Source organism: Weizmannia sp. FSL K6-0777, from assembly GCF_038593185.1.
GTDB lineage: Bacteria > Bacillota > Bacilli > Bacillales > Bacillaceae_C > Weizmannia > Weizmannia faecalis.
This window is the reverse complement of the sequence record NZ_CP151971.1, coordinates 961,005-985,246: the sequence shown is the minus strand read 5'-3', so window position 1 is coordinate 985,246 and position 24,242 is coordinate 961,005. Positions and strand designations below refer to the sequence as shown.

25 protein-coding genes are annotated in these 24,242 nt (G+C 47.6%); 9 read left to right on the top strand and 16 right to left on the bottom strand.

Annotated features, from left to right (window positions below):
* Positions 1-302: 302 nt before the first annotated feature.
* The 3 genes from NST70_RS04425 to NST70_RS04415 all read left to right on the top strand — a co-directional run bounded on the left by NST70_RS04425 (position 303) and on the right by NST70_RS04415 (position 3,786).
* The gene (locus NST70_RS04425) at positions 303-815 is read left to right on the top strand and encodes an antibiotic biosynthesis monooxygenase (protein WP_035182096.1); all 513 of its coding nucleotides are present in this window, start codon (positions 303-305) and stop codon (positions 813-815) included.
* A gap of 149 nt (positions 816-964) precedes the next feature.
* Entirely contained in the window at positions 965-2,359 is a 1,395-nt protein-coding gene (locus tag NST70_RS04420) for a hypothetical protein (protein WP_342475841.1), read from the top strand.
* A gap of 245 nt (positions 2,360-2,604) precedes the next feature.
* Positions 2,605-3,786 (top strand): M20 family metallopeptidase, encoded by a 1,182-nt coding sequence (locus NST70_RS04415; protein ID WP_061565395.1) that lies wholly within the window; start codon positions 2,605-2,607, stop codon positions 3,784-3,786.
* 314 nt (positions 3,787-4,100) lie between these two features.
* On the opposite strand, the gene NST70_RS04410 is transcribed toward NST70_RS04415, so the two are convergent.
* Together NST70_RS04410 and NST70_RS04405 are read right to left on the bottom strand one after the other, a co-directional pair.
* Complete coding sequence (locus tag NST70_RS04410; protein WP_168985937.1) at positions 4,101-5,315, bottom strand: ABC transporter permease; 1,215 nt, start codon at positions 5,313-5,315, stop codon at positions 4,101-4,103.
* Complete coding sequence (locus NST70_RS04405) at positions 5,302-6,048, bottom strand: ABC transporter ATP-binding protein (RefSeq protein ID WP_026683727.1); 747 nt, start codon at positions 6,046-6,048, stop codon at positions 5,302-5,304. The genes NST70_RS04410 and NST70_RS04405 overlap by 14 nt, the downstream gene beginning before the upstream one ends.
* A gap of 492 nt (positions 6,049-6,540) precedes the next feature.
* On the opposite strand from NST70_RS04405, the gene NST70_RS04400 reads away from it, so the two are divergent.
* A complete protein-coding gene (locus tag NST70_RS04400) occupies positions 6,541-6,954 on the top strand; it encodes an HIT family protein (protein ID WP_168985944.1) in 414 nt (137 codons plus the stop codon).
* 232 nt (positions 6,955-7,186) lie between these two features.
* On the top strand, positions 7,187-7,711 hold the full coding sequence (locus NST70_RS04395; RefSeq protein ID WP_035182103.1) for a tryptophan transporter: 525 nt from the start codon (positions 7,187-7,189) through the stop codon (positions 7,709-7,711).
* A gap of 43 nt (positions 7,712-7,754) precedes the next feature.
* On the opposite strand, the gene NST70_RS04390 is transcribed toward NST70_RS04395, so the two are convergent.
* Positions 7,755-7,943, bottom strand: coding sequence for a hypothetical protein (locus tag NST70_RS04390; protein WP_026683724.1), 189 nt, complete (start codon positions 7,941-7,943; stop codon positions 7,755-7,757).
* Positions 7,944-8,411: 468 nt separating this feature from the next.
* Here NST70_RS04390 and NST70_RS04385 point away from each other — a divergent pair, with 468 nt between their 5' ends.
* Both NST70_RS04385 and NST70_RS04380 read left to right on the top strand, forming a co-directional pair.
* A complete protein-coding gene (locus NST70_RS04385; protein ID WP_035182125.1) occupies positions 8,412-8,774 on the top strand; it encodes a YtxH domain-containing protein in 363 nt (120 codons plus the stop codon).
* 144 nt (positions 8,775-8,918) lie between these two features.
* Positions 8,919-9,485: an HTH-type transcriptional regulator Hpr gene (locus tag NST70_RS04380; protein ID WP_035182105.1), complete on the top strand. Its 567-nt coding sequence runs from the start codon at positions 8,919-8,921 to the stop codon at positions 9,483-9,485.
* 14 nt (positions 9,486-9,499) lie between these two features.
* On the opposite strand, the gene NST70_RS04375 is transcribed toward NST70_RS04380, so the two are convergent.
* Positions 9,500-9,829 carry a YhaI family protein gene (locus NST70_RS04375; RefSeq protein ID WP_014095795.1) on the bottom strand — a complete coding sequence of 110 codons (330 nt, stop codon included), beginning with the start codon at positions 9,827-9,829 and terminating at the stop codon, positions 9,500-9,502.
* 549 nt (positions 9,830-10,378) lie between these two features.
* Positions 10,379-10,471: a YjcZ family sporulation protein gene (locus NST70_RS04370; protein WP_017550228.1), complete on the bottom strand. Its 93-nt coding sequence runs from the start codon at positions 10,469-10,471 to the stop codon at positions 10,379-10,381.
* 299 nt (positions 10,472-10,770) lie between these two features.
* Here NST70_RS04370 and NST70_RS04365 point away from each other — a divergent pair, with 299 nt between their 5' ends.
* On the top strand, positions 10,771-11,643 hold the full coding sequence (locus NST70_RS04365) for a peptidylprolyl isomerase (RefSeq protein WP_014095796.1): 873 nt from the start codon (positions 10,771-10,773) through the stop codon (positions 11,641-11,643).
* A gap of 47 nt (positions 11,644-11,690) precedes the next feature.
* On the opposite strand, the gene NST70_RS04360 is transcribed toward NST70_RS04365, so the two are convergent.
* From NST70_RS04360 to NST70_RS04335, 6 genes are all read right to left on the bottom strand, one after another.
* A complete protein-coding gene (locus NST70_RS04360) occupies positions 11,691-11,885 on the bottom strand; it encodes a sporulation YhaL family protein (RefSeq protein ID WP_013858718.1) in 195 nt (64 codons plus the stop codon).
* 136 nt (positions 11,886-12,021) lie between these two features.
* A complete protein-coding gene (yhaM, locus tag NST70_RS04355) occupies positions 12,022-12,966 on the bottom strand; it encodes a 3'-5' exoribonuclease YhaM (RefSeq protein ID WP_014095797.1) in 945 nt (314 codons plus the stop codon).
* A gap of 211 nt (positions 12,967-13,177) precedes the next feature.
* Entirely contained in the window at positions 13,178-16,165 is a 2,988-nt protein-coding gene (locus tag NST70_RS04350) for an AAA family ATPase (RefSeq protein ID WP_328230009.1), read from the bottom strand.
* Positions 16,162-17,433: a DNA repair exonuclease gene (locus NST70_RS04345; RefSeq protein WP_342475831.1), complete on the bottom strand. Its 1,272-nt coding sequence runs from the start codon at positions 17,431-17,433 to the stop codon at positions 16,162-16,164. Before NST70_RS04345 ends, NST70_RS04350 begins: the two co-directional genes overlap by 4 nt.
* Positions 17,434-17,554: 121 nt before the next feature.
* Entirely contained in the window at positions 17,555-18,409 is an 855-nt protein-coding gene (locus NST70_RS04340; protein ID WP_328230008.1) for a TIGR03943 family protein, read from the bottom strand.
* 12 nt (positions 18,410-18,421) lie between these two features.
* Positions 18,422-19,351 carry a permease gene (locus tag NST70_RS04335; protein WP_035189398.1) on the bottom strand — a complete coding sequence of 310 codons (930 nt, stop codon included), beginning with the start codon at positions 19,349-19,351 and terminating at the stop codon, positions 18,422-18,424.
* Between the two features lie 194 nt (positions 19,352-19,545).
* On the opposite strand from NST70_RS04335, the gene NST70_RS04330 reads away from it, so the two are divergent.
* Positions 19,546-20,325, top strand: coding sequence for a TerC family protein (locus NST70_RS04330; RefSeq protein ID WP_035189400.1), 780 nt, complete (start codon positions 19,546-19,548; stop codon positions 20,323-20,325).
* A gap of 60 nt (positions 20,326-20,385) precedes the next feature.
* On the opposite strand, the gene NST70_RS04325 is transcribed toward NST70_RS04330, so the two are convergent.
* The 5 genes from NST70_RS04325 to NST70_RS04305 form a co-directional block, all read right to left on the bottom strand.
* On the bottom strand, positions 20,386-20,571 hold the full coding sequence (locus tag NST70_RS04325) for a YhzD family protein (RefSeq protein ID WP_014095804.1): 186 nt from the start codon (positions 20,569-20,571) through the stop codon (positions 20,386-20,388).
* 4 nt (positions 20,572-20,575) lie between these two features.
* The gene (locus NST70_RS04320) at positions 20,576-21,358 is read right to left on the bottom strand and encodes an enoyl-CoA hydratase (protein WP_328230007.1); all 783 of its coding nucleotides are present in this window, start codon (positions 21,356-21,358) and stop codon (positions 20,576-20,578) included.
* A 142-nt stretch (positions 21,359-21,500) separates the two neighbouring features.
* A complete protein-coding gene (locus NST70_RS04315; protein WP_035189402.1) occupies positions 21,501-22,367 on the bottom strand; it encodes a Cof-type HAD-IIB family hydrolase in 867 nt (288 codons plus the stop codon).
* A gap of 117 nt (positions 22,368-22,484) precedes the next feature.
* Positions 22,485-22,832 (bottom strand): YlbF family regulator, encoded by a 348-nt coding sequence (locus NST70_RS04310; protein ID WP_026684714.1) that lies wholly within the window; start codon positions 22,830-22,832, stop codon positions 22,485-22,487.
* A 193-nt stretch (positions 22,833-23,025) separates the two neighbouring features.
* Complete coding sequence (locus NST70_RS04305) at positions 23,026-24,159, bottom strand: DUF445 family protein (protein ID WP_017550233.1); 1,134 nt, start codon at positions 24,157-24,159, stop codon at positions 23,026-23,028.
* Positions 24,160-24,242: the final 83 nt, after the last annotated feature.

The window sequence follows — 24,242 nt, the reverse complement described above, 5'->3', positions numbered from 1 at the left end:
TTTTAAAAAGCATTGTGCAGCCAGCTCTTTCAACTGTCACAAATTTGCCGTATTTTGCTTTTCCTTAGGGTTGTACGCGAAATACAGGCTATGTCCGATTTTTACCCGGTTTTTTCATTATTATTCCATTTTGTGCCGCTTCCTTCCCCCATCGCCTCTCCGGCACAGACAGAAAAGATGAAAAGGCGTGAGCCGCTTCCTATTTCTATTCGCTTTCGGCCGCCGTCTTTATTTTGCAAAACTTTACAAATTGAACAGCGGAAAGATATAGGTTAAACTGGAAGTAGAGAGGGGTGATAGAAATGAATGTCTACGTCACAACGGGTACTTATGATTTTCTCTTAAAAATAAAGGAAAAATATCCCGATGAAAAGATGGTGCTGTTGCAAAACCCGGAACATGCCCTGTTGCTGCACGAAACGGAGGGGAAAACCGTTTTTGCCTCGCCACGCCGTTATCAGCTAGCTGCCTCCAACGGGAATTTGGAAGACGGCATATTCTTCATTTTTACCCATCTTCCGATTCCGGATGAAGGAAAACCGGTTTACGAATTCCACTTCAAAAAAAACACCCCGGCCATAGAGAATAAGCCCGGTTTTGCAGCATACCGGCTCCTCCGCCCGGTAAAAGGGGATACGTATATCGCCATTACCGGCTGGAAAGACAAAGAAAGTTTCGAAAGATGGAAGCGTTCCATTGACTATTTGCTTATCCATAGCCTGGATCTGGATGAAATCGGCACAAACAAAAGCACATACGATGCCCCTGCTTTTACAAAAGAATATGTCATCCCGCAAGATGAAGAGGAAGGATAAACAGATCCCGGCCGCCTGCTTAGGCAGCCGGGATCTGTTATTGTTACCATTCGGATTTACGCAGATAATATTGCCATAAGCACTCTGATCGTGACAGTCACCCATTTATTGCCCCCGCCATATGCTGCATCAAGAAGGGGGCAATGGAAATGGGCATTGATCTGACTGCCATTCACTTTGTATATTTGATGTTTATTTTTTTCATTATCCTGATGATGGTACTGAAAAAGGATACGTCCCTTGTATGTATTGCCGGCATTTTCATCATTGCATGGATTGCAACGGGATCGTTCACTGCGTCTGTCAGCGGTATTTTTACAAGCTTTGTATTTGCGATCAAAGAATTGCTGCCCATCATTCTTGTCATTTCCATTATCGTCTCAATGAGCAGGAGCATGCTTGATACCGGAATCAATGATGTGATGGTGGCCCCGTTCGCAAAACTGATAAAAGGGCCGAATCTCGCTTTTTGGATCATCGGCTTTTTAATGCTGTTTATCTCGACTTTCTTTTGGCCATCCCCTGCTGTCGCGCTGATGGGGGCTGTGCTTTTGCCGGTTGCGATCCGGGTCGGGCTGCCGGCGATCGGCGTGGCTGTTGCCATGAACTTGTTCGGGCACGGGATCGCCCTCTCCGGCGACTATGTCATCCAAGGGGCGCCGAAACTGACGGCTGACGGCGCCGGCATTCCTGTATCGTCCGTCATAGAAGCAAGCGTCCCACTCGTCATTGTGATGGGCGTGGTGACGACCGTTACCGCTTTTTTGCTGCTTAAACGCGATATGAAAAAAGGCTTGCTTGCTGCCGGAGAGAAAACGGCCGGGAGCACTGCACCGCCTGATGCAAAAGTCCCCGGGCTCAAGCCGGTATACAAAAAACTTTTTGCTTTTTTTATTCCTGTGTTTTTCATCCTTGACATCGTTGCCATGGTTCTTTTTCATTTGCAGGGGGATGCGGCAACCGCACTCGTTGGCGGCACCTCGATCATGATCTTGCTTCTCATTACAATGGCCGGTTCCCGTAAAAGCGGCTTTGAAAAAGTGACAAAATATTTGATAGACGGCCTGCAGTTCGGTTTCCAGGTGTTCGGCCCCGTCATTCCGATTGCCGCATTTTTCTATCTTGGCGGCGATGGTTTCCATACGATGATCGGCGCCGATCTGCCGGGCGCTTCACAGGGGATTGTAAATGATCTCGGCAGCGCCCTGGCATCGGTTATGCCGGTCTCAAAAGAAATCGGCGCACTGACAACAGCCGGAGTCGGCGTCATTACCGGCCTTGACGGTTCGGGATTTTCCGGCATTTCGCTCGCCGGCTCAATTGCAGCGCTGTTTGCCCATGCAATCGGTTCGGGAGCCGCCACCCTGACCGCGCTTGGGCAAATTGCCGCAATTTTTGTCGGCGGGGGAACGATCATTCCGTGGGCATTAATTCCGGCTGCTGCCATTTGCAATGTCGACCCGTTTGAACTGGCAAGGCGCAATTTAATCCCTGTCATCACCGGCCTCATTGTGACAACAATTGTCGCGATGTTTCTAATCTGACCGCAGAGCAGGCTGGAAACGGGGCGGCTGAAGCTATGGTCTCTCCATTCGCGCAGGCCAACAGCGGCCCGTTTAGACACGGTGCTGTAAATGGATGGAGTAAGGCGCCCGCCCATTCACATATGCCAACAGCGGCAGCCTGCATCCGCAGGTGCCGCTTCCTTTTAGCTGTTACCGCGATAAAGCAGCAGACTTTTTCACAATTATGGTATAATAGTAAAAATAACAGGTTGGGGGAATCGCAGATGACAGTGTTGGAAAAATTACATAAAAAACTGGACGGTTTTTACCCGGAAATGGTGGAGACAAGAAGATATCTCCATATGCACCCGGAACTGTCCTTTAAAGAAGTGGAAACAGCCCGCTATATTTCTGATTTTTACAAAAGCCTCGGCATCCGGCCGCGCGAACATGTCGGCGGAAACGGTGTCGTCGCCCGTATAAAAGGCGCAAAGCCGGGAAAAACAATCGCGCTCCGGGCCGATTTTGACGCGCTGCCGATTCAGGAAGAAAATGATGTGCCCTATCAATCACAGGTGCCGGGTGTGATGCACGCATGCGGACACGACGGGCATACGGCGGCACTGCTGATGCTCGCCAAAGCCATACATGAAGTGAAAAGCGAATTGGAAGGCGAGTATGTTTTCATCCATCAACATGCCGAAGAATACGCGCCGGGCGGGGCAAAAGCCATGATCGAAGACGGCTGTCTCGAAGGCGTGGACGCCATTTTCGGCACGCATTTATGGGCAACGGTCCCGGTTGGCCACATCCAGTACCGGAAAGGGCCGTTCATGGCGGCTGCCGATCGGTTTGAAGTGACGATCCAGGGCCATGGCGGGCATGGCGCCCAGCCCCATCTTTCGAAAGATGCAGTCGTGGCCGGGGCGCAACTTGTCACGAATCTCCAGCAAGTCATCAGCCGCCGGATTAACCCGATCCGGTCCGCGGTTTTAACGGTCGGGTCCTTTTCTTCCGGCGATGCTTTCAATATCATTGCCGATACGGCGAAAATCACGGGCACGGTCCGGACATTTGACGAAGATGTGCGGGACAGGGTGGAAAAAGAAATCGAAAGGATCATCCAAGGCACATGCCTGGCCGCGGACTGCACATATGATTATGACTATTTCCGCGGATATCCGCCGGTTGTGAACCATGAGGCTGAAACAGCATTTTTGGCGGACTGCGCAAAAGAAATCGAAGGCGTCACCCAAGTGGAAGAAGTCGACCCGTCGATGATCGGGGAAGATTTTGCCTATTACTTACAGCATGTAAAAGGCGCCTTTTTCTTTACAGGGGCGGACCCGGAAAAAGCCGACCCGGCCTATCCGCATCACCATCCGCGCTTTGACATCCATGAAAAAGCGATGCTTATTGCCGCCAAAACTTTGGGTGCAGCAGCCATCCGGTACCAGAACGTCTGAAAATGCTCAAGCATCAACGTTGCCGGCCTGGTTTTATTTTCCCCGGCAATCCGGGCGTTTTGAAAAACCGCTGCAGGCGTGGGGTTCCGTTTTTTCAGCAAAAGCCTGCAATCTCTAAAGACAAGGGGTGGCTTTTTGGCCAGTGGCTGAAAACGCCATAGACGGACGCATTCAAATGGGACGGTTGGACATGAAAAACGGCACAGGCTCTCCAGCTTGTGCCGTTTTTCATGTTTACGGGCAGGCTGCCACCTGCGCAACTGAACCGCCGCTTACAAGGAGAGCCTGTGCCATTTTTTAAGTTTACGCCGGCGTTACTGGCGCCGAATTTTTCCGGGGACATACCAGGCGACAAGCAGCCAGGAAAATACAGCGCCTGCTACAAGGACGAGAAGACCGTTCATCCACAAGCCGTTCAATGCGGCCGCCGCTGCAAAAATGACCGTCTGCACATACAGGCAGACTGCAAGCAGCCGGATAAAAGACGTTTCTTTCAACTTGCGGGGCACCGGATAGAGGCGTAGCCAGATTTTTAAATCGTGGGAGCCGATCATCGGAATCATTTGGAAAGCTGTCAAATAAATAAACACGACGGCAAGAACGAGCGCGAGCACCCGTTCATGGCTGAAAAACAGCAGCACGGCCCCGATTGCGGTCAGCCGGACAAAAAGCCCGAAATACTGGCTTGTCCTGAGGAACGTGCGGGCAAACAAGTATTGATACGTATGTTCCTGGCCATATCGGATGCCAGCGAGGAGCGGATCGAGCCATTTGCGCCGTTTGACCTGCCTTTTTAGTTCCGGCACATCAGCAAACAGATTTGCAAACCGGTAAAAACCCATTAGCCGCCTTTCTTCGCGTTCAATGAGCGCATCCCATCTGAGTGTCCGTTTTTGGGCGAGCCGGTAAAAATACAGAAACAAGCCGAGCATAACGACAGCCAGAATGACCACAAGAAAGAGGTTTGCCTCATTGACAACGAGAAACACAAACGCGGCGCTTAATGCAAACCGGATGATCCAGTCGAAAACAGGGGCATACGGCTCCGGCAGTTTATACACGTTCCAGCTCAAAAGCAGGTTCCACATTTTTAACACGAGCAGCAGGATCAGCAGACCAAAAAAACGGCCGAATCCGTGCCCCGTAACAGCCGCATACATCGGCATCAAAGCGGCAAGCACAAACAGAAGCAGATAAGCCTGAATGCTGAAGGAAAACAGGATCGCTTTTTTAAAAAACGGGCGCATCCGCATTTCCATCGGGATAAGAAACACCCGGTCCGCTTCTTTTAACAGCGTGTACACCGGGCTCGCCGCCAGAAACAACCCGAGCAAAAGGCCCATTACAAGGGCAACGGGAAAATCTGGACTGAGATGCTTCACCCAGCGGCTGTAATAAAAAGCGGCGGCACCGAGCCCGAAAATCAGCACAAACAGCAAATGGTCATTAAAAATATACCGTGTATAGCGCCTTAGGTTTTGTAAGTAGGAAGCAAATCTTTCTTTCCAAAGGCGGTCAATTTCGTTCATCGTCATCTTCCTTTGTCAATTGGATATACAAATCATCCAATGTTGCGCCGGGCATCGAAAATTGCTGCTGCAGCTCTTCTAATGTTCCTTTCGCACGGATCCGCCCGTTATGCAAAATGATGAATCCGTCGCAATACCGTTCTGCCGTTGCAAGAATGTGGGTGGACATCAGGATGCCCGCCCCCTTTTTCTTCATCGTGCCCATCAAATCCAGCAGTGACTGGATGCCGAGCGGGTCGAGGCCGAGAAAAGGCTCGTCAATAATGTACAGGCTCGGCTGGACTAAAAAGGCGCACATAATCATCACCTTTTGCTTCATGCCTTTTGAAAAATTGGCCGGAAACCAGCCGAGCTTTTTATGCAGGCGGAATTCCTTTAATAAAGGCGCGGTTCTGTCCGCATAGGTTTTTTCATCGATGCCATATGCCATTGCCGCCAGTTTTAAATGTTCTTCCAGCGTCAGTTCCTCATATAAAATCGGGGTTTCCGGTATGTACGAAAACTGCTTCCGATAAGCGTCCGGATCCGCGTTTAAGTTTTTGCCGTTGATCGTGATCCGCCCTTTTTTCGGTTCCATTAACCCGATAATATGCCGGATGGTCGTACTTTTTCCGGCGCCGTTTAAGCCGATCAGCCCGATCAGCTGCCCCGCTTCTACTGTAAATGAAACATCTTGAATCACAGGTTTTTTCGTATATCCACCTGTTAAGGACGCCACTTCCAATAATGTCATCTAAAGAACCCCTTTATGTCAAAAGTTCTGATCTGTACCCTTTATTGTACCATGAAAGCGTTCGTGACTGAATGCCAACTGCGCGCCTGAAAAATTTTTGCAATGCGCATGTATAGATTCCAACCATTTGCCCATCCTATACTTGCAGGGGAAAAACAAGCAATCGGGGTGGTTGTCAAAGACCAGTAACGATGCTTTACATTAGCCATAACCGACTTCCAGGCACCCTTTTCATGAGGTGCTGGCGGTGAATCTGTTTAAAGGTGATGCACTTTAAACGTTACCCAATAAGGGGATGATCGCGTTGGAAAAAGTTGAGGAAGCCCATTATCAACCATATCATTCGTAAATGAAGTGTTGATCAAAGGTGCTTTTCGGCTAGTTGAAAAACCCTGCAGAGCGGGGCGGAAACGCAGATTTCCGCCCCGTTTCCTTTTCTTTCGCCTTTTCATCCGTTATAATGAAATCAAAAAAATGGAAAGGTTGATCAAAATGTGTATTTTTTGCAAGATTATAAACGGTGAAATCCCGAGTGCAAAAGTGTACGAAAATGAGCATGTATACGCTTTTCTTGACATCAGCCAGGTGACAAAGGGCCATACCCTGATTGTCCCGAAAATACATAAAGAGAATGTCTACGAACTGACGCCGGAGATTGCCCGCAATTTCTTTGAATCCGTCCCTGTCGTAGCCAATGCATTGAAAGCGGCATTCCAGCCTGTGGGGCTCAATGTGTTGAACAATAATGGCGAGATTGCCGGCCAGTCTGTATTCCATTATCATATGCACCTGATCCCGCGATATGGAAAAGGAGACGGCTTCGGGGCAGTCTGGAAAACACATGAAAAAGATTACAGCCAGGAGGACCTCCAGCAAATCGCCACGGAGATTTCCAAAAAAATATAAGTTGCACCGGGTAGTGCCACTGAATAAGCCCACTTTTGCGTTTTTGCAGCCGGGTTCGCGCTTATTTTTTTCAGCGGCCATTTGGGCTGCCATTTTTTGTTGCGCCCAATTTGATCAAAACATGCGTCACTTTTTCCGGCTGCATGCTATAATAAGGTTAATCTTTCGCCGCCGGCCATGAGGGTACGTCGGGAAAGCACCAGATGAGATGAGAATAGGAGAGTGGAGACAGATGAAGACAAAATCACTTGTCAGCTTGGCGTTGCTTGTTGGGATCGGCACGGTATTACACACGGTGATTCCGGGCTTCGTGTTCGGGATGAAACCGGATATGATGCTTACTATGATGTTTATCGGCATTATTTTGTTCAAGGAGAAAAAATACGTACTGTTGCTTGGTGTACTGACCGGCATCATTTCCGGCCTGACCACCAGCTTCCCGGGCGGTTTTTTCCCGAACATCATCGATAAATGTATCACTTCTTTTGCTTTTTACGGTTTGCTTCTCGCTTCCGGAAAACTGGCAAAAAAGCTGCCGGCACTGATTGTATTCACGGCCATTGGCACACTGATTTCAGGCATCATTTTCTTAGGATCCGCGTTCTTTATTGCCGGGTTGCCAGGGCCTTTTGCCATTTTGTTTGGCACCGTCGTTTTGCCGGCAACCGTGCTCAATGCAGTTGCGATGTTTATTCTTTTTCCGATCATCTCAAACGTTGCAAAGCGCACAAATGCCGCCCACAGCATGCAAGCGTGAAAATGGCCGCCGGGTTTCCGGCGGTTTTTTTCGCTTGCACAGCTTAAAATAAATGAAACAGAGCGGCGAGAAGCAGGAAAACCATTCCGGCCGTTCCGAAAAATGCAATCCTTTTTCTTATGACTTTCCGCGGCGGATAAATTCTTCTTTTCTGGTACAGCAGCATGTGCCGGACCATCGCGGCAAACAGGACAACGCCGGCCATTAAAAAGCAGAAAGCAACACGCCCCAACGAACTCCCCCTCTTTTCTGCCTGGACTATTACATCATATGCCCTGATGCGGATTAACATGTACCAGACGCGGGTAAAGAACAAACAGAGGCACGCGCCGAACCCGCTCTTTTGTCCTTCATACCGCTTATGAAGGACAATTCTGCGGTGCGGGGGCCGGGTTTTGTCTTTCATCGGGCTGATGAAAGACAGTTGGATGCATGCCGCCCGCTCTTTTGTCCTTCATACCGCCTGTGAAGGACAATTCCACGGCACGGGGGCCAGGTTTTGTCTTTCATCGGGCTGATGAAAGACAGTTGGATGCGTGGCGTCCGCTCTTTTGTCCTTCATACCGCCCGTGAAGGACAATCCGCGGTCAAGCTTGGAATATCGCTTTGGACGAGCCCGGCAAAAAAGAAAGAGAACTTTGCAAAAGACTGGCAAATTCTATATCATGAGGATAAAAGACCATTCCAGGAGGTGCATTCCATGAACAAATCCAGTTTATTTTACGGATTACTGGTTGGAGCAACAGCAGGCGCTGTTTCCGTCCTTTTCACCACACCCGCTTCCGGAAAAAGAATACGGGAAGCCATCAAAAATAATTCCGGTGATTTCATTGAATCGGCCAAAAGGATCGCCGAAAATGTAAAAGACTTAAAAGCATCCGTCGAAGATTTTTCAATAGAAGGCAAAAAAGTCGCCACGAACGTAATGGAAGAAATCCAACACTGTATCGAAGAATGGCAAAAAAGCATTGAGCCAAACAAAGACGCCCTGCAAAATGAAATCAAAGAAATCCGGAAAACGATTGAAAACATGGAACAACAAATGGAGAAAAAATCTTCCTGACTTTTCGCTGTCCGGAAAGCAACAACCGCTTTCCGGGCTTTTTCTTTGCTATTCTTTTCAAAAAAATTTAGTAAATTGTTTTTTATTACTTTTTATTTTACTGGCATAATGATAATATATAGGGTAAGGGGTGATGGGAAAAATATGACGGAACAAATGTTGACGACCAATGAGTATCTTCTATTTTGCAAAAGGGTCACGCAATTGTCGAAAGCGCTCTGGAAAACGATTGAAAAAGACTGGCAGCAATGGATTAGGCCTTTCGATCTGAACATCAATGAACATCATATTTTATGGATTGCCTATCATTTAAAGGGCGCATCGATTTCGGACGTGGCAAAATTCGGGGTGATGCACGTATCAACAGCTTTTAATTTTTCGAAAAAGCTTGAGGAGCGCGGCTTGCTCGAATTCTCGAAAAAGGAAAACGACAAGCGGAACACGTATATTCAATTAACTAATAAAGGAAGAGAGATTTTTTTAAAGTCATTGGAAGCGTTTAACCCGAAAAAAAGCACCGTCGTACAAGGCACGATGCCGCTTTACGATCTTTACGGCAAATTTCCGGATATGATGGAACTGGCTGCGATCGTACGCCAGATTTATGGTCAGGATTTTATGGACATTGTAGAAAATTCCATTTTCAATGGGGAGCTGGATGATGTCATTGAAACGGAACTGTTGGGAAAACCTTCGCTGAACCGCTTCTGACCCGTTTCGGGCAGCTACAAATTCCGTTTCAATGCCTTCATTAAGTCAGGATACAGCCCTTGTTGCAAACAGGCGGCAATCACTTCCGCCGGCTGCAGTTTTTCATGCAGGGATTCCTTAAACTTTTGAAAAAGCGGATAAAAATATACAAATTTGTCCGCCTTCTGTTCTTTCAGCTCATCGCTCAAACGATCGCACAGCGCATAAAATTGTTCAATATCCTGTTTTGAAAGCTGTTTTTCCATAATCAGCCTGAAAAACGGATATTGGCTGGTCCCGATCATTTTTAAAAGCAATGTTTGATAAAATTCCAGTCTTTCCAGCTTTTGTTCAATCGATTCCATTCAGTTCCCTCGTTTATATGTTTTTATGATTCTGCTGAGAACAGCGCGACCCCGGTCATGGGATGCTTCAGTTTTAGACAGGGGCGTGTTTTCCGGCAAGGCCCATTGTCCGGCCGGCCTTTAAAAACTTCCCCGCGGCATTCGCCACGAGCGGTTCAAGGCAGTGCCTGTTAAAAATGAATAATCGTTCATCCACCTTGCATGGAAAAGACCAGCGTGCATTACACATTTGCCATCCGAAAGACAGGCGGAACGTTACGAACCCAGATTCTAAACCGGCGCGCTCCGCCTTTATTTTACTGCAAATTTTCGGGAGGGGGGCCGGCCGGCATGTATGTGCTTGTTTTTTTTACAGTTACGCTTTCTTTATATTATACTTTATCAACGTATTGACAAGCCATCTATGTACAAAAAAAGAAATACCGGAAGAACACCGGCCGGGAGTTTTTCGGACGATCAACATCCTCATGACCATTTTACTGTTTTCCTCCTACCTTGGCACTCAATAACAACACAACAAGAAAGGCCGGCAGCTGCCGACCCCAAATTTTACCAAGCCCAGGATGCACCAATAATGATCAATAAAATGAACAACACAACCAGCAAGGCAAAGCCGCCTCCGTAAGCTGCTCCTCCGCTCATTCCATCCACCTCCTCTTGTTTCATCAGTATATTATTCATCCACCCCTGTATTGGTTAAGGCACCCGTCTATTTGCCGGCCTAAATTTCACAAATTCACAATGGAACCCCATGCAATATCATATGCAGCAAACATCCATCCTGCCTTCTACAAACGCCTGCCCCATATGAAAAGAAGATTGGCATGGTGTGAAAATTCCATAAGAAACCCGGCAATCCCTTTCTTTTCTCTTTCAATTTATGTTATAGTAGTGGTTGTAAATCTCTCTTGCAAGACAAAATGAATAGGAGTTGTTCTTGAATGAAGAAATGGGTACTATCCCTTGTTTTGGCAGGCAGCATGTTCGGACTTGCAGCATGCGGCAACAGCGGCAATAGCGCCGTCGTGAAGACGAACGCCGGAAATGTTACCAAAGACGAGTTATATAATGCAATGAAGGATAAATATGGTTCAACTGTGCTCCAGCAGCTTACCATTGAAAAAGTCCTTTCCAAAAAATACACTGTCAAAAAGAGCGAAATTGACAAACAAGTAAACGATACAAAAAAACAATTGGGCAGCTCATTTAATACAGCGCTGCAGCAATACGGTTATGCAAATGAAAAAGATTTCCGCAACAGTGTGAAAGTCGGACTGCTTGAACAAAAAGCGGCAGAGGCAACCATACATCCAACGGAAAAGCAGTTAAAAAATTATTATAACAATGACATAAAACCGAAAATCAAAGCGCGCCACATTCTTGTTTCCAGCAAGTCGAAAGCGGAAGATATCAAGAAACAACTGGATAAAGGCGCCGACTTTGCAACGCTGGCCAAAAAGTATTCAACCGATACCGCAACTGCTTCTAAAGGCGGAGACCTCGGCTGGTTCGGTGCAGGCGAAATGGACAGCGATTTTGAAAATGCTGCTTATAAACTGAAAGTCAATGAAATCAGCGGCCCTGTTAAGACTTCTTACGGCTACCATATTATTCAGCTGACCGGTGAAAAACAGAAAAAACCGTACAGCGAAATGAAAAAAGACGTCGTCAAACAATATAAAGAATCAAAAGTGACAACAGAAAAAATCCAGTCCGTTTTGAAGAAAGAATTAAAAGCGGCTGACATAAAAGTAAAAGATGAAGATTTGAAAACAACTTTTGACACCCTGCTTGGGACTTCATCAAGCAAATAATGCCGCAAAAAACCGCCCTTCCGGTTAGGGGCGGTTTTTTACGGCCGTTATGCTTCATGGGCTTTTTCAGCTTCACCGCTGCGCAATTCTTTTTCTTTATGCATCCTTTCAATAAAAACTTCCCCTTCTTTTTCAATCCATTCCTGTTCCTGTTCGTGTTCTTCCCGGGCTGTTTTCACCGCCATAAACGCACATATGACAATGCCTGCCACAACAAAATAAATCCAGATTGGGAAATCCATGTTTTCCCCTCCTTTTCGGTTTGTCCCTGCTATAATGTATGGCAGAATCCATTAAAAAATGCCTTTCATTTTGAAAGGCATTTTAAAAGTTTTTCACCAGACGGGCGCTTTCCAAACGTTTGCGTTTCTATGAATCTCACTGATGAAACGTTGGTTTGTAAAAAGAACGGTTATCAAGTGCATAAATCCGGTCCGAGAACTCGCCCGGTTTGACATTGCGGAGCGCACGGTCAAGCATATTCATTTTCGCATCAATATTATCAATATAGTGGAGAATTTCCGCCTCTTTAATCATCGGGGGCTTGGCACTTCCCCATTCCGCTTTTCCGTGGTGGGAGATCACCATATGTTCCAGCACCATGACTTCTTCCCCGTGGATTCCGAGTTCCTCCGCTGCTTTTGCAATTTCTGTGACCATAATCGAGATATGGCCGAGCAAATTCCCTTCAGCCGTATAAGTTGTTGAGATCGGGCCGGACAGTTCTTGCACCTTTCCCAAATCATGCAAAATGACACCGGCATACAACAAATCCCGGTCGAGTGAAGGATAAAGGCCCGCGATTGCCTTGGCAAGGTCGAGCATGGAGACAACATGGTACGCCAGCCCCGATACGAATTCGTGATGGTTTTTCGTTGCAGCTGGATAGACAAGGAACCGCTTCTGGTATTTTTTCAGCAGATGCCGGGTCAGCCTCTGGATATTTGGATTTTTCATATCAAAAATGTACTGGGTGATTTTCCCCATCATTTCTTCCTGCGATAACGGGGCCGTTTCGATAAAATCGGAAATCCGGACACCGTCCCCCGGTTGTGCCGGATGGATCTGGCGGATTTTCAGCTGCAGCCGCCCGCGGTAATTTAAAATGTCCCCAGTTACTTTTACAATCGTCTCCGGTTTATATGTTTGTTCGTCCTGTTCGGTCGCATCCCAGAGTTTTGCTTCGATATCCCCGGTCCGGTCCTGCAAAATCAATGTTAAAAACGGTTTGCCGTTGCTCGCAATTCCTTTTGTTGCGTGTTTGATGAGCAAAAACGCGTCAAACTGTTCGCCCACCTCATAGTAGAGTAGCCCTTTTGCCATAATAATCCTCCGATCTAACCCCTGATTGATTTGTCTTAAAGTATACCATAATCCGGCCGGAATCCGCTTTTGATCTAAACCGGCTTTGCTTGTGCGTTTCACCGCCGTGTTGAAATTAGGAAAAAGACGACTACGGCCAGGACAAACTGGTTTACTGCTTGTGCATTTCACCACCGTGTCGAAATACAGACATTCGGCCCGCCCCTCTTATTTACGGCTGAATACGGCTGATGTTTCCAGAACCTGTCAGCTCTTGACCGTGTATAGCCCCCAAGGTTTTCACCTCATGGCCTTTAAAAAACCGGAGCATCGGCTGCTGGCATGTAAAAAGCAGCACCTGCCTCGATTCGCTCACCTGGTCGAGCAAGCGGGCCATTTTCTCTGTCCGGTAAATATCAAAATTAACAAAACCGTCATCAATGACAACCGGGGACGGGAATTCTCCGCCGAGCGCCTCCGCAAGGGAAAAACGCAAAGCAATATACAGCTGTTCCGCCGTTGCCTGGCTCAGCTCATTTGCAGCAAACAGCACATCATCACGCCGTTTAACGTAAAAACGGCCATCCTCCCCGCCCATATGGAGGGAGACATACGATCCGTTTGTTAAAGATTGCAAATACGCTTCGGCTTTATTCAGGACTTGCGGAAAGCGGGTTTCCCGGAGCCGCTTCATCATGCCGGAAAGCAAACGTTTCGCCGTGGCAAACCGTGCCCATTCGAAAGCTTCTTCCCGGAAATCTGAAAGCGCGCTGTAATATTCATGCAGTTTTTCGGTAAACGTCCCGCCTTTTTCCAGCCTGTCCAGTTCAAACCGGATTTCCGCCGCTTCTTTTCTCATACTGCGAAGCGCGTTCGCCTTTTCCGCAATTTTCTCTTCCAGCTTTTGCTTTTCCTGCTCAAATATGGATACATCTTCTATCCTTTCGAGCCGTTCTAGGTCTTCCCGGCTGATCCGTAAATCTATGATTTCGAGCTGACCGGTCAACTTTTCGTATTGCTGAAAAAGGCTACCGGCTTTCCGGAAATCTTCCTCATTCGCGGCACCGGCAAGGGCAAAAAGTTTTTTAATCTCCTTATCTGTTGCTTCCGCTTCCGATTCAAGCAGCTGCAATTGTTCTTCCAGCTCGGCACATTTCTTTTCCCATTCCTGCAGGCGGATTTTTCTTTCCTGTTGTTCCGCACACGCCTGCTGCAACAGCAAGATACCCTCCTGGCGTAATGGCCAGTTGACGTGGAGCCGGGACCACAGGTTTTCCATCCTTTCTGCAAATGCCGACTGAGAGGCGGAAAGCTGCGCCAGTTTCTTTTCGATACGCGACCGCTCGCGCAATTTCCCGCTTAAGTCCGTCAAAAGTTGGAACGCATCGGGCAGCTGTCCGGGCCGGAAGCCATCACCCAATTGCAAAGTTTGCCTGAAATGGCTGATTTCTGCCAGCAGCTGTCTTTCTTCCGCTTCCAGACGCTGCTTCCGGTTTTGCATTTGCCGGCCGTTCTGTTCGCCTTCCTCAAGCTTCAGAATGAGCTGTTTCCAGTTTTCGCGCAGCTGTTTCTGCCGTTCATATTCATGCCAATCCGTGTCCCCGTCTTTCCAATTCCGCAGCTCTTTTTCCTCTTCCTCCAGTTCCTGTTCGAGCGCTCGGATTTCTTCTTCAAACGGGTTCCGCTTTCCCTTCAAAGCATGGTAGCCTGACACGGTTGCACCAAGCACAAAAACGCCCAGAAACAGGTATTGCCCTGTGAGCAAACTCCACACGCCGGCCATCAGAAACAATAATGCAAGGCCGAAAAACAGGACGGGGGGCTTCCGGGCTTCATTTGCCATTTTTTTCATGCGGGAAAGCTGCTGTTTCCCGCGCCTGATATCGGCTTCAAGCAATGATTTTTTTTCCTTTTCCTGCCGCTTTGCCGATAAATCGCGAAAAGCCTCTTCGGATACGAGCTCTTTTTCCAAAAGTGCGCATTGCTGCTCAACAGCATTCATCCGAGCCCGCAAGTCCTCAAGCTGTGCCTGTAAAGCATCGTTACGGGAACGGTGATGGTCATACGCCTTGATGAGGGTGCTGAGCCTTTCTTTTGCCGCAATGCTTAAGTCAAGCTGCGGTACTTTTTCAACTTGCGATGTCGTAAGATGCAGCATTCCCGATAATTCGGCGATTTGGCTGTTCAGGATTTCGCGTTCAGACTGGAGGCGCTCTGCTTCCGCCTGCCACCCGCGGTATTGCGGCCAGTCATCGAGCAGCTTTTTAATCTCCCCTTCATGCCGGACGAAAAGCGGATCCGGCTGCTCTCCTTCCATTTTTTCTACCAGTACCTGTTTTTGTTTTTTAACAGCTGACAGGCGCCCGGTAGAAGCGCGCCATTCCGACATCAGCGCGTCAAGGCGCCGGATTCCGTCAGCGGGAAAGCGGACGGGACCGATTTCCGCCAGCTGCAGTTTGATATGCTTTCTTTCTGCATAAAGCGGCCAAAGGCTTGTGAGATGTTCATACTGCTGAACCGTTCCCCTTAAGGCTTCCAGCTCCGCCTCCGCTTCTTCCTGTGCTGCTTCAATCGTTGCCAGCCGGGCTTTCCATTCGCCATAACGGCCGTTTTCCGCTTTCAGGTGATTCAGTTCTTTTTCCATGGCCTGAAGTTTCCTGAGTTGCACGTTCAAGACCGGTTTCCGCCCGTTCGGTTTAAAACGCGCCTCCATTTCCTTTTCGAGTTCCCGTTCCGCCGAAAGCAGCGCATCCGTCCCGATTGTCCCTGCAGCAAATAAAAAGCGGCTAAAATCATCGCCTGTTAATTTGCGGATTTCCTGGAGGCTTTGCAGATTAAAAGAATAAATGGACTGGAACATTTGCCGGTTCAGCCCGTTTAAAACTTGTGCAAGTACCTCTTCGCCGCCTGTTCTGCCATCTGCAAAAGTGACGGACACTTCTCCGGCTGCTCTTCCTTTTATCCGTTCCACCGTTATTTTTCCGTCTTTTTCTGTTTCGAGGACAAGCCTCCCGCCGTACACCGGTGAAAATTTTGGCTCATAGTGCTGCCCGTTTTGCTGTCTTGAAGGAAACCCGAATAAAACGGCTTCGATAAAAGCCATGAAGGTTGATTTGCCGGCTTCGTTTTCCCCGTAAATGACCTGCAGATCCGAAAGATTTTCCATATGAAAATCAACAAGCCGGCCAAAACCGTAAATATGGACCTCCCGTATTTTCATCGTTTCCCCCTGCCTTTCAACTTCTCAAAAACAGCCGCTTCCGCTTCCAACAGAAGCCGCTGCTTTTCATCTCCGCCCAAGTCCAGGTAGCGGCCCGCAACCATATGGCTGTACAACGGGGAGACCGCTTCATCTACTGTGGTTTCTCCCAATTGTGCCAGCGTTTTCTTCATTTCCTGCAAAATAAAGCCGTCATCCCGTGCGGAGATAAAGGCATCTTCAGGCAGTGTGATGCGGTGTACCCAGACAAAATTGCGGTCTGCTTCTTCGCCTTCCTGTAGCACTTCCATCAGTTCGCCGTTTTTCACTTTTCCAAGCGCTTCATCATCGAGCAGATCCGGATCTTTTATATCCAATTGCAAAAATACGCCCTGTGCCTCTTTCCTTTCTTCTTCAAGGGCATTGCGGCAAACTGTGTACAGACGATTAAAATCATTTGCGCCTTTTACGGAAACGGTACGTTTTTCCCATAAAATGTCCGCCGTCTCATAGAATGCGGTATGCGTACCAAGCGGATCCATTTCGGTAACCATACAGCCTTTCGGACCCGTTTCTTTCCGGTTTCTCCCCTGAATATTCCCGGGATAAATGATATAGGGATGCGTATGTAAAATCTGCTGCTTGTGGATATGGCCAAGCGCCCAGTAATCCATCCCTTTTTCCAGCAAATCCTGCAAGGCAAAAGGCGCATAAGGCTGGTGCATTTTCGTCCCGCCTTCAAGGTAACCGTGCAACATGCCGATGTGAAAATCAGCATCTCCTGTTTTCCTGTATTCATCCGTTTTGTTCTCCAGCACGTGCCGCTTCGGGTAACTGAACCCGTACACATGGACTTTCGACCCGTTTTTAGCTGTAAAAGATTTGGCTTCAACACGCTCGGAAAATATCCGGACATTTGCGGGCATGTCCAATTTTGTCCATGACCCGCTTAGATGGTCGTGATTGCCATGCAGCACAAATACGGAAATGCCAGCCTCTTGGAGCCGCTCAAACTGCTTCTTCAGCCTCACCTGGGCTTTCAGGCTGCGGTCTTCCCCGTCGTATAAATCCCCGCATATCAGCAGGAAATCCGCTTCTTTTTCAATTGTAAGGTCACATAGATTTTTAAATGCCCGGAAAGTGCTCTCCTTTACCCGTTCAAACAGCGCCGGCGGAAGCTTGCGGAGCCCCGCAAACGGACTGTCAAGGTGCAGGTCGGCCGCATGGACAAAGCGAATCCTTTTCAACGACATCCCTCTTTCGTAAAAAAATAACCGGCATTTTTCCATTTTTTGTGAAATCCAACCTGTTCGTAATCAAACGCATTTCATAGAATATATGTTCTATCTTCATTATAAAAGGTTTGGCACGTTCAGGCAACAAAAAAATGGCTGAACATGCCAAACCTTTTTAATTGTATTGCCGGTATACGTATGGATCTTTCGGCTCGCTGCTTTTATGGTAACTTGTTACTTTTAAATACGGGATATTCTCTTTAAACGGCGTATAGTACGTCGTATCCAGTTTCCCTTCAACCTCAATCCATGTATTTTCTTTCACGTTTGCCATATTGTCCGGAAAATCAACGAGCATCCCGTATACGCCGGCATCGGCAATGCAGTGGATAATGCCGAACCGGAGCACAAACAGCTGATTCGCTTTAATATCATCCGTCCGGTAGACAAACCCTTTAATTGCCACTTTTTTGCCGATAAAATTCCCCGGATAATTATAAATCGTTTCAAGCCCGTGGAAATAATGGTCATCATCGAGGACGATGCTTTGCAATTTACTGTACTTTTTCAAATCCGAACTTTCCATTTCTGTATACTGGTCCTTATCATAGTAAAGGCTGGAATTCGGCCGTAAAATCTGGTGATTGGCATATTGGTCCTTGTCATTGTCAATCATAGAAAAGTGGAAGCCCTTTGCTTTGACAACGGTGGAATTCAAGGTGGCCACCGGAAGAAAAATGCCCGTTACAACCGGGATTAAAATCATGCCGTACGTAAACATTTTTTTGTACCATGTATTTTCATCCGTTTCATGCGAATGGCCGTGGTGGGCGGCGTGATGATGGTCATGCACCTCGTTTCCCGCCCTGACCCATTTCACGAGCTGGTACAAACATAAAAAACCCATCGCAAAAATCATGGAAAACGACAAATACGCATACTTCATATTAATATATTTGCTAATATCTCCTGTCGCGTGCAGCTTCATAAAAAAATACGCGAAGCCGAACAAAACTATAAATCGCAACATTTTAAACACCTTCTATATCAAGAATGCACCCGTAAACACAAAAACGATAATCAGCCCGATCATCGAAAAGACAAATTTTCTTTTAAAGGAATGCATCATCATGAGCAGATTTTTTATATCCACCATCGCGCCAAATACTAAAAACGCAAGGATGGCCGACGTCCCGAACATCCCGTTGAAAGACGAAGCAATGAAGGCATCCGCCTCGGAACAGATCGACATAATAAAAGCAAGCAGCATCATAATTAGAATCGCCGCCATTTTTGTCTGCCCGAGCGACAGCAGCGTGCTCGTCCGGAAGAAGGTCTGCATTGCGGCAGAAATCAGGCCGCCAAACACGAGAAACTTCCCGACGGAAAAAAACTCATCAATCGCATGGTCGATCGTACCGGTGATTTTTTGCAGAAAATTCGGTTTATCATGTGCTTCGTGGTCATGCCCGTGGTGGTGCAATTTGGCCTCCACAAATTCGCGAAGCTGGTTTTCGGAAAAAAAATATGAAATCGCAATCGCGGTTAAAACAGCAGTAAAAATCGCCAGTCCGCAGCGAAGCAGTGCCATTTTCCAGGAATCGCCAAACGCGACAAACGTAGAAAAAATGACAACCGGGTTGATAATCGGCCCCGTCAGCATAAAAGCGATGGCGGCAGAAAGCGGGACATTTTTCCGGACAAGCCTTTCCGTAATCGGGACAATGCCGCATTCACAGGCTGGAAAAAGCGCGCCCATCCCGGTGCCGAACGCAATGGATAAAAAGCGGTTTTTCGGCATAACTTTTGCAATCATTTCCTCAGTGACAAACATCTGGATCACCGCTGAAATGAACACACCCAGCACAATAAAAGGCAACGCCTCGATGATAATGCTGATAAAAATGGTATTCATTTGCAATAAGGACTGGACCATAACGGCATATCGCACTCCTTTTTCTATCACACTCACAAAAAACTCTCCCAATAAGGATACTATAAGTCTTCATTGGCGTAAATGAAGAAAACCAGGAAATGGCGGGTAAGCAGGGAAACGATGGAAAAAAATGATTTCCAATTTGATGAAATCGATGCGATTCTATTACTTTTCGGATCGGACTGTGTTATGATAGTGTCAAATGAACTAGTATTGAGAACGTGAAGGGAATGAAGCAATTGCCGGTATCTATATTTGACTTTGGGTTGGTTGTTTCTGCCGGAGCTTTTGTTGCGCTGCTTAAGATCATTATGATCGATATCATTTTATCGGGCGACAATGCGGTTGTGATCGCCATGGCAACCCGGAAACTGCAGCGCGAACAACAAAACAAAGCGATTTTCTGGGGGACAGCCGGTGCGGTGATTTTAAGAATTCTGCTGGCAATGGCAATCGTTGCTTTGCTGAAAATTCCTTATGTAAATGTCATTGGCGGGCTTTTGCTTCTATGGATCGCATATAAAGTGCTCGGCGGCGGAGATGAAAATGTCCACGTCAGAGCAAAAAATGGGCTGCTGGTTTCGATTGGTACGATTATTATGGCTGATGCGATTATGAGCCTTGACAATGTAGTGGCGCTGGCCGGTGCTTCAAACGGACATATCGGCATGATTGCGCTCGGCGTTGCCATCAGTATTCCGGTCATGATCTTCGGTTCAAAGATGATTGTAAAAGCGATGAACCGTTACAGCTGGATTGCCTATGTCGGGTCCGCCATCCTCGCCTGGACGGCAGCAGAAATGCTCTTTAAAGATGAACAAATCCTGAAATGGTTGAATATCTCACACGGGCCGGTAACATATACGATCGGCGGCATTCTTACGGTTTTGGTGTTGTTCCTTGGCTGGCTTTCGAACCGTAGGGCGGCGGTAAAGCAGGTTAAGCAAGTAAAACGGGATATAAAAAAGGACGTAAAGCAGGATGTGCAGCAGCGTGTCCATATCCATTAATGGCAAGCGCATGCGCCGTTCCCATTAAATGAACCCGGGCTAGGTTGGCCCGGGTTCTTTTTAGCGGTGGAACAAAATCAGTTTTCCTTCAGGGGATACGCAACGGTGCGTTTTCTCATCGACGCCTTTTTCTTTTAAAAGCGCCTCCCCTTTTTTCTTCGCTTCCGTATCATCCTGTGCTTCAAAACCTTCATCGAGAATCTTTTCTCCTGTCGGTTCAAAGGCAGTCAGTTTATAGTCGCGCATGTTTTCACTCCCCTTTGAATTGCGGCGCCCGCTTCTCTACAAAAGCGCGGATGCCTTCCTTGTGGTCTTTCGTCTGGCGCATTTTCCACTGTGCATGTTTTTCCAGTTCCAATGATTTATTGAAATCAGGGCGGTTCAGTTCCGTATAGATTTTTTTCGTTTTGATCATCGCGAGGACCGGTTTTTTCTGCCATTCTGTAATTTTTTGGTCAACGGCAAGCGCAAGATCGAGCACGGCTTCATCGATAATGCCCATTTCGGCTGCCTCTTCAGCGGACATGACTTTTCCTTCCCAAATCACTTTTTTCGCCTTTTCCTGGCCGATCCGGCGCTGCAGCAAATAGTGGCCGCCACCGTCCGGCACAAGGCCGATCCCGATGAAGTTCATCGCGATTTTACTGTCCAAATCACTGATAATGGTATCACAGGCTAGGGCAAGGCTTAAGCCCAATCCTGCAGCAGCTCCATTAATCGCCGCAATGGTGAGTTTCGGCATGCCCACAAGAATGGAAACGGCTTCATTTATTTGGTTCATAAAAGAGGTGAACCCTTTCTCTTCTTCCATCGCCAGCATGGCTTTAATGTCCCCGCCTGCGGAGAATGCTTTGCCGTTTCCGGACAAGACGAGAATGTGAATGTCATCCTTCATCGCAATCGCTTTCAACGTGTCCGCCAGTTCCTTAATCATCTCCAAGTTCAGCGCATTCATTGCGTCCGGGCGGTTGAAATACAAATAGGCTGCCCCGTCTTTTTCCTCCACTTTGATCGTCTCATACGTTGAAATCACCGAGATCCCTCTCCCTTTGTTTTATTCTTCCTATTACTAGGATAGCGAAATATTCGGCAATTTCCAATACAAAATGACAGCTTTTTAAAAAATTCATCAAAAAAAAGAGGCTGCCGCCTAAAGCAAACAGCCCCTTCCATCCTTATTTCAGCAGTTTCATTTTTTTCAAAAAGTCGATTGGCTGCTGTTTCCGGAAATGCTCTTTTACCATATAAGACACCCCGTTTTCATTGTTAGAACGGGTCACCCAGTCTGACGCGTTTTTGACAGCGGGATGCGCATTTCCCATCGCAACGCCGAGCCCAGCCCACTCGACAAGCGGGAGATCATCAAGGCCCGAACCGATTACAACCACTTCCTCACGACGGATGTTCATCCGGTCGCATACATATAAAAGCCCGCGAAGCTTGGAAATACCAGCCGGCACAATATCCAGCTTCCCGTTTCCGCAAAAAATACAATCCACTTCATGGAACATATTGGTAATCGCTTTTTTAGCTGCCTGAATGTCCTCTCCGTCAGAAAAAATCACTTCGATTTTGGGCGGGGAAAGCGGCGTTTGTTCCAGTTTTGCCGATAAATCGTCCACATATTGTTCTGCATAAGAAAACGGATTGGACGTTTGATAAATGACTTTTCCCATCAACTTATTCGGATGCTTCACTCTGTTAGACAATGTAAACCGCTCGGAAACAAGGCGGATTTGGGCGTGAAACCCTTCCAAAAGGCGCACAAGGTCACGGGTGGCCTCTTCGCTGATCCTTCTGACAAAAATCGGTTTATCCAGTTCACTGGCAATATAAGCGCCCTGGTGCGTGATTAAGGAAGAATGCAGCTTCAGCCATTTGGCAATCCGGTGGGCCGAAGCGAAATTTTTTGACGTAATGAGCGTCACCGCAATGCCTTTTGCACCTGCATATTCGATTGCTTCTTTCGTTGTTTTGCCGAGCCGGCCGTTATCCTGCAGCAATGTTCCCTCAATATTTAACGCCAGCATTTTATAGATCATGGATGCTCCCCCTCTTCATGATGCTCCCGGCTGCCGGGCTGATTTCTCACACAGCCTGCTTTCTTTTACAGATGTATGAGAAAAAAGGGGGAAATAGAACTTTCCGGCTCCATTCTTCTATTTTCCGGCGTACAAATCTTCGACAGGCCTCATCAGCACCTGGTTGATTTCGCTGAGCAGATCGCTTAGCCGCTGTTCAGCGCCGATCAACTGCATAATGGCGGGATTTGACTGGACCGCTTGCATGGCAGCCTGCGCCTGTTTTTCATCTTCTTCTGTAACCGGAAGCCCCTGCATTTGTTTATCTTGCAAATTGAGTTGAAGCTGCCTGAAACGGTCAAACAATGCTCTCGCCTGGCCGTTTGACCGAACATTTTCGTACGCCTGCTTCAATGCAGCAAATTCATGGCTTTCCCGAATTCCTTTTTCAAGCATACGCGCGTACTCATTTAAATGGGATGGCATATAACTCCTCCTTATCAAATTTTATTCGTCACGGATGGTTTCACGGTTTTGACGCGTTACACAAGCAGCGGCCGGGCCGCCTGAAACCTGTCACAGAAATGCCGGAATACATAGGTTTCCTGTTTTCTCTTTCCTGCACGAAAAGCAGGATCAGGCCGGCCTTATGCCAACAATGCGCCGGAGCTTGCTTCCTTTATACAAGCAGCACGATCACCCCCTGAACGATCCCAATCAGGCCGCCCAGTAACGCGCCAAGATACGTAATCATTGAAAATTCGCGGGCGGTAATGCCAAGAATCAGACTTTCCAGGCGCTCAATCGGAAAAGATTCCACTTCCTGGCGCACAAGATCCGCTACCTGCAGCTTCCGGATGATCAAATGCACGTTTTCGCTAATAAGGTGCAGCGCTTTTTCCGCCAATACAGGGATCCATTCTTCTTCAATTTTATTCCGGTACCGGGCAACAAATGCCTGGACGGGTGTGTCCAAAAAACGTTCGACAGGGAGGAGAGACAATACATTTTTCTCCAGCCATCCGCTTATTTCTTCATCCGGCAAATCCGGCAAAAGTTCCCCGGCCTGTTTTGCTTTCAGGCCGTTCCATTCCCTTTCCAGCATTTCCGCCATGGTTGCTTTCATTCCAGGTTCCTGGAGCGCCCGGATGATCTCAGGCTGAATTTTATCGGCAATCGAAGTATTTCCGATAAAACGTTTCACCATCGCGCCGATCATGCCGCGGTCATCGAGAAAATGGCTAATCATCCCTTCAATTTTCGTGCGGCCTGCAGGGCTCGAAATGTATTCACTAATCCTTGCAATGATCAAATCCGCCAAAACAGGGATTTTTTCTTCGGCTTTTTTGATCACGGCTTCGGGCAGCAGTGCTTCAAGCGTTTGAGGTGCGATATGTTGTTTTGCCTGCCCGTAACGGGTGCGGATGAATGCTTTGATCCCGGTTTGCACACGCTCCGCCGACAAATCCACTTTAAAAAAACGAGCCATTTGCGGGGCTGTCCAACTCATCTCCAGCCATTTCAAAAAAGTATCCGTCATCCATCGGGCCGTCTCTTTCCGAAACCCGGGCGACAACAGCTTTTTTTCGATGCTTTCCGGGGTGACCAGATGACGCACCACCATTTCGCCGAGCTGTTTCGCAATTTCTTCGCGCCTTTTCGGAATCAACCCGGGCGTGAACGGAAGCCGCCAATTTTTAATATAAATCGCCTCATACGGCCGAAACAGCATTTTAATGGCCAGATAATTTGTGAATCCGCCGATCACTGCCCCCACGACAGTCATAAACAAAATTTCCAAAAATGCATGCATACACAATCATCCCTCATTTTTTTCGTTGTAAAATTTTTTCCAAAGAAGCACGGGAAGTTTCCAGCCCGCTATGCGGACACAAC

Coding starts and splice junctions, on each gene's coding strand:
- NST70_RS04425 (WP_035182096.1), top strand. CDS start 303: ATGAATGTCTACGTCACAACGGGTACTTATGATTTTCTCTTAAAAATA.
- NST70_RS04420 (WP_342475841.1), top strand. CDS start 965: ATGGGCATTGATCTGACTGCCATTCACTTTGTATATTTGATGTTTATT.
- NST70_RS04415 (WP_061565395.1), top strand. CDS start 2,605: ATGACAGTGTTGGAAAAATTACATAAAAAACTGGACGGTTTTTACCCG.
- NST70_RS04410 (WP_168985937.1), bottom strand. CDS start 5,315: ATGAACGAAATTGACCGCCTTTGGAAAGAAAGATTTGCTTCCTACTTA.
- NST70_RS04405 (WP_026683727.1), bottom strand. CDS start 6,048: ATGACATTATTGGAAGTGGCGTCCTTAACAGGTGGATATACGAAAAAA.
- NST70_RS04400 (WP_168985944.1), top strand. CDS start 6,541: ATGTGTATTTTTTGCAAGATTATAAACGGTGAAATCCCGAGTGCAAAA.
- NST70_RS04395 (WP_035182103.1), top strand. CDS start 7,187: ATGAAGACAAAATCACTTGTCAGCTTGGCGTTGCTTGTTGGGATCGGC.
- NST70_RS04385 (WP_035182125.1), top strand. CDS start 8,412: ATGAACAAATCCAGTTTATTTTACGGATTACTGGTTGGAGCAACAGCA.
- NST70_RS04380 (WP_035182105.1), top strand. CDS start 8,919: ATGACGGAACAAATGTTGACGACCAATGAGTATCTTCTATTTTGCAAA.
- NST70_RS04375 (WP_014095795.1), bottom strand. CDS start 9,829: ATGGAATCGATTGAACAAAAGCTGGAAAGACTGGAATTTTATCAAACA.
- NST70_RS04370 (WP_017550228.1), bottom strand. CDS start 10,471: ATGAGCGGAGGAGCAGCTTACGGAGGCGGCTTTGCCTTGCTGGTTGTG.
- NST70_RS04365 (WP_014095796.1), top strand. CDS start 10,771: ATGAAGAAATGGGTACTATCCCTTGTTTTGGCAGGCAGCATGTTCGGA.
- NST70_RS04360 (WP_013858718.1), bottom strand. CDS start 11,885: ATGGATTTCCCAATCTGGATTTATTTTGTTGTGGCAGGCATTGTCATA.
- yhaM (WP_014095797.1), bottom strand. CDS start 12,966: ATGGCAAAAGGGCTACTCTACTATGAGGTGGGCGAACAGTTTGACGCG.
- NST70_RS04350 (WP_328230009.1), bottom strand. CDS start 16,165: ATGAAAATACGGGAGGTCCATATTTACGGTTTTGGCCGGCTTGTTGAT.
- NST70_RS04345 (WP_342475831.1), bottom strand. CDS start 17,433: ATGGAAAAATGCCGGTTATTTTTTTACGAAAGAGGGATGTCGTTGAAA.
- NST70_RS04340 (WP_328230008.1), bottom strand. CDS start 18,409: ATGTTGCGATTTATAGTTTTGTTCGGCTTCGCGTATTTTTTTATGAAG.
- NST70_RS04330 (WP_035189400.1), top strand. CDS start 19,546: ATGAAGCAATTGCCGGTATCTATATTTGACTTTGGGTTGGTTGTTTCT.
- NST70_RS04325 (WP_014095804.1), bottom strand. CDS start 20,571: ATGCGCGACTATAAACTGACTGCCTTTGAACCGACAGGAGAAAAGATT.
- NST70_RS04315 (WP_035189402.1), bottom strand. CDS start 22,367: ATGATCTATAAAATGCTGGCGTTAAATATTGAGGGAACATTGCTGCAG.
- NST70_RS04310 (WP_026684714.1), bottom strand. CDS start 22,832: ATGCCATCCCATTTAAATGAGTACGCGCGTATGCTTGAAAAAGGAATT.
- NST70_RS04305 (WP_017550233.1), bottom strand. CDS start 24,159: ATGCATGCATTTTTGGAAATTTTGTTTATGACTGTCGTGGGGGCAGTG.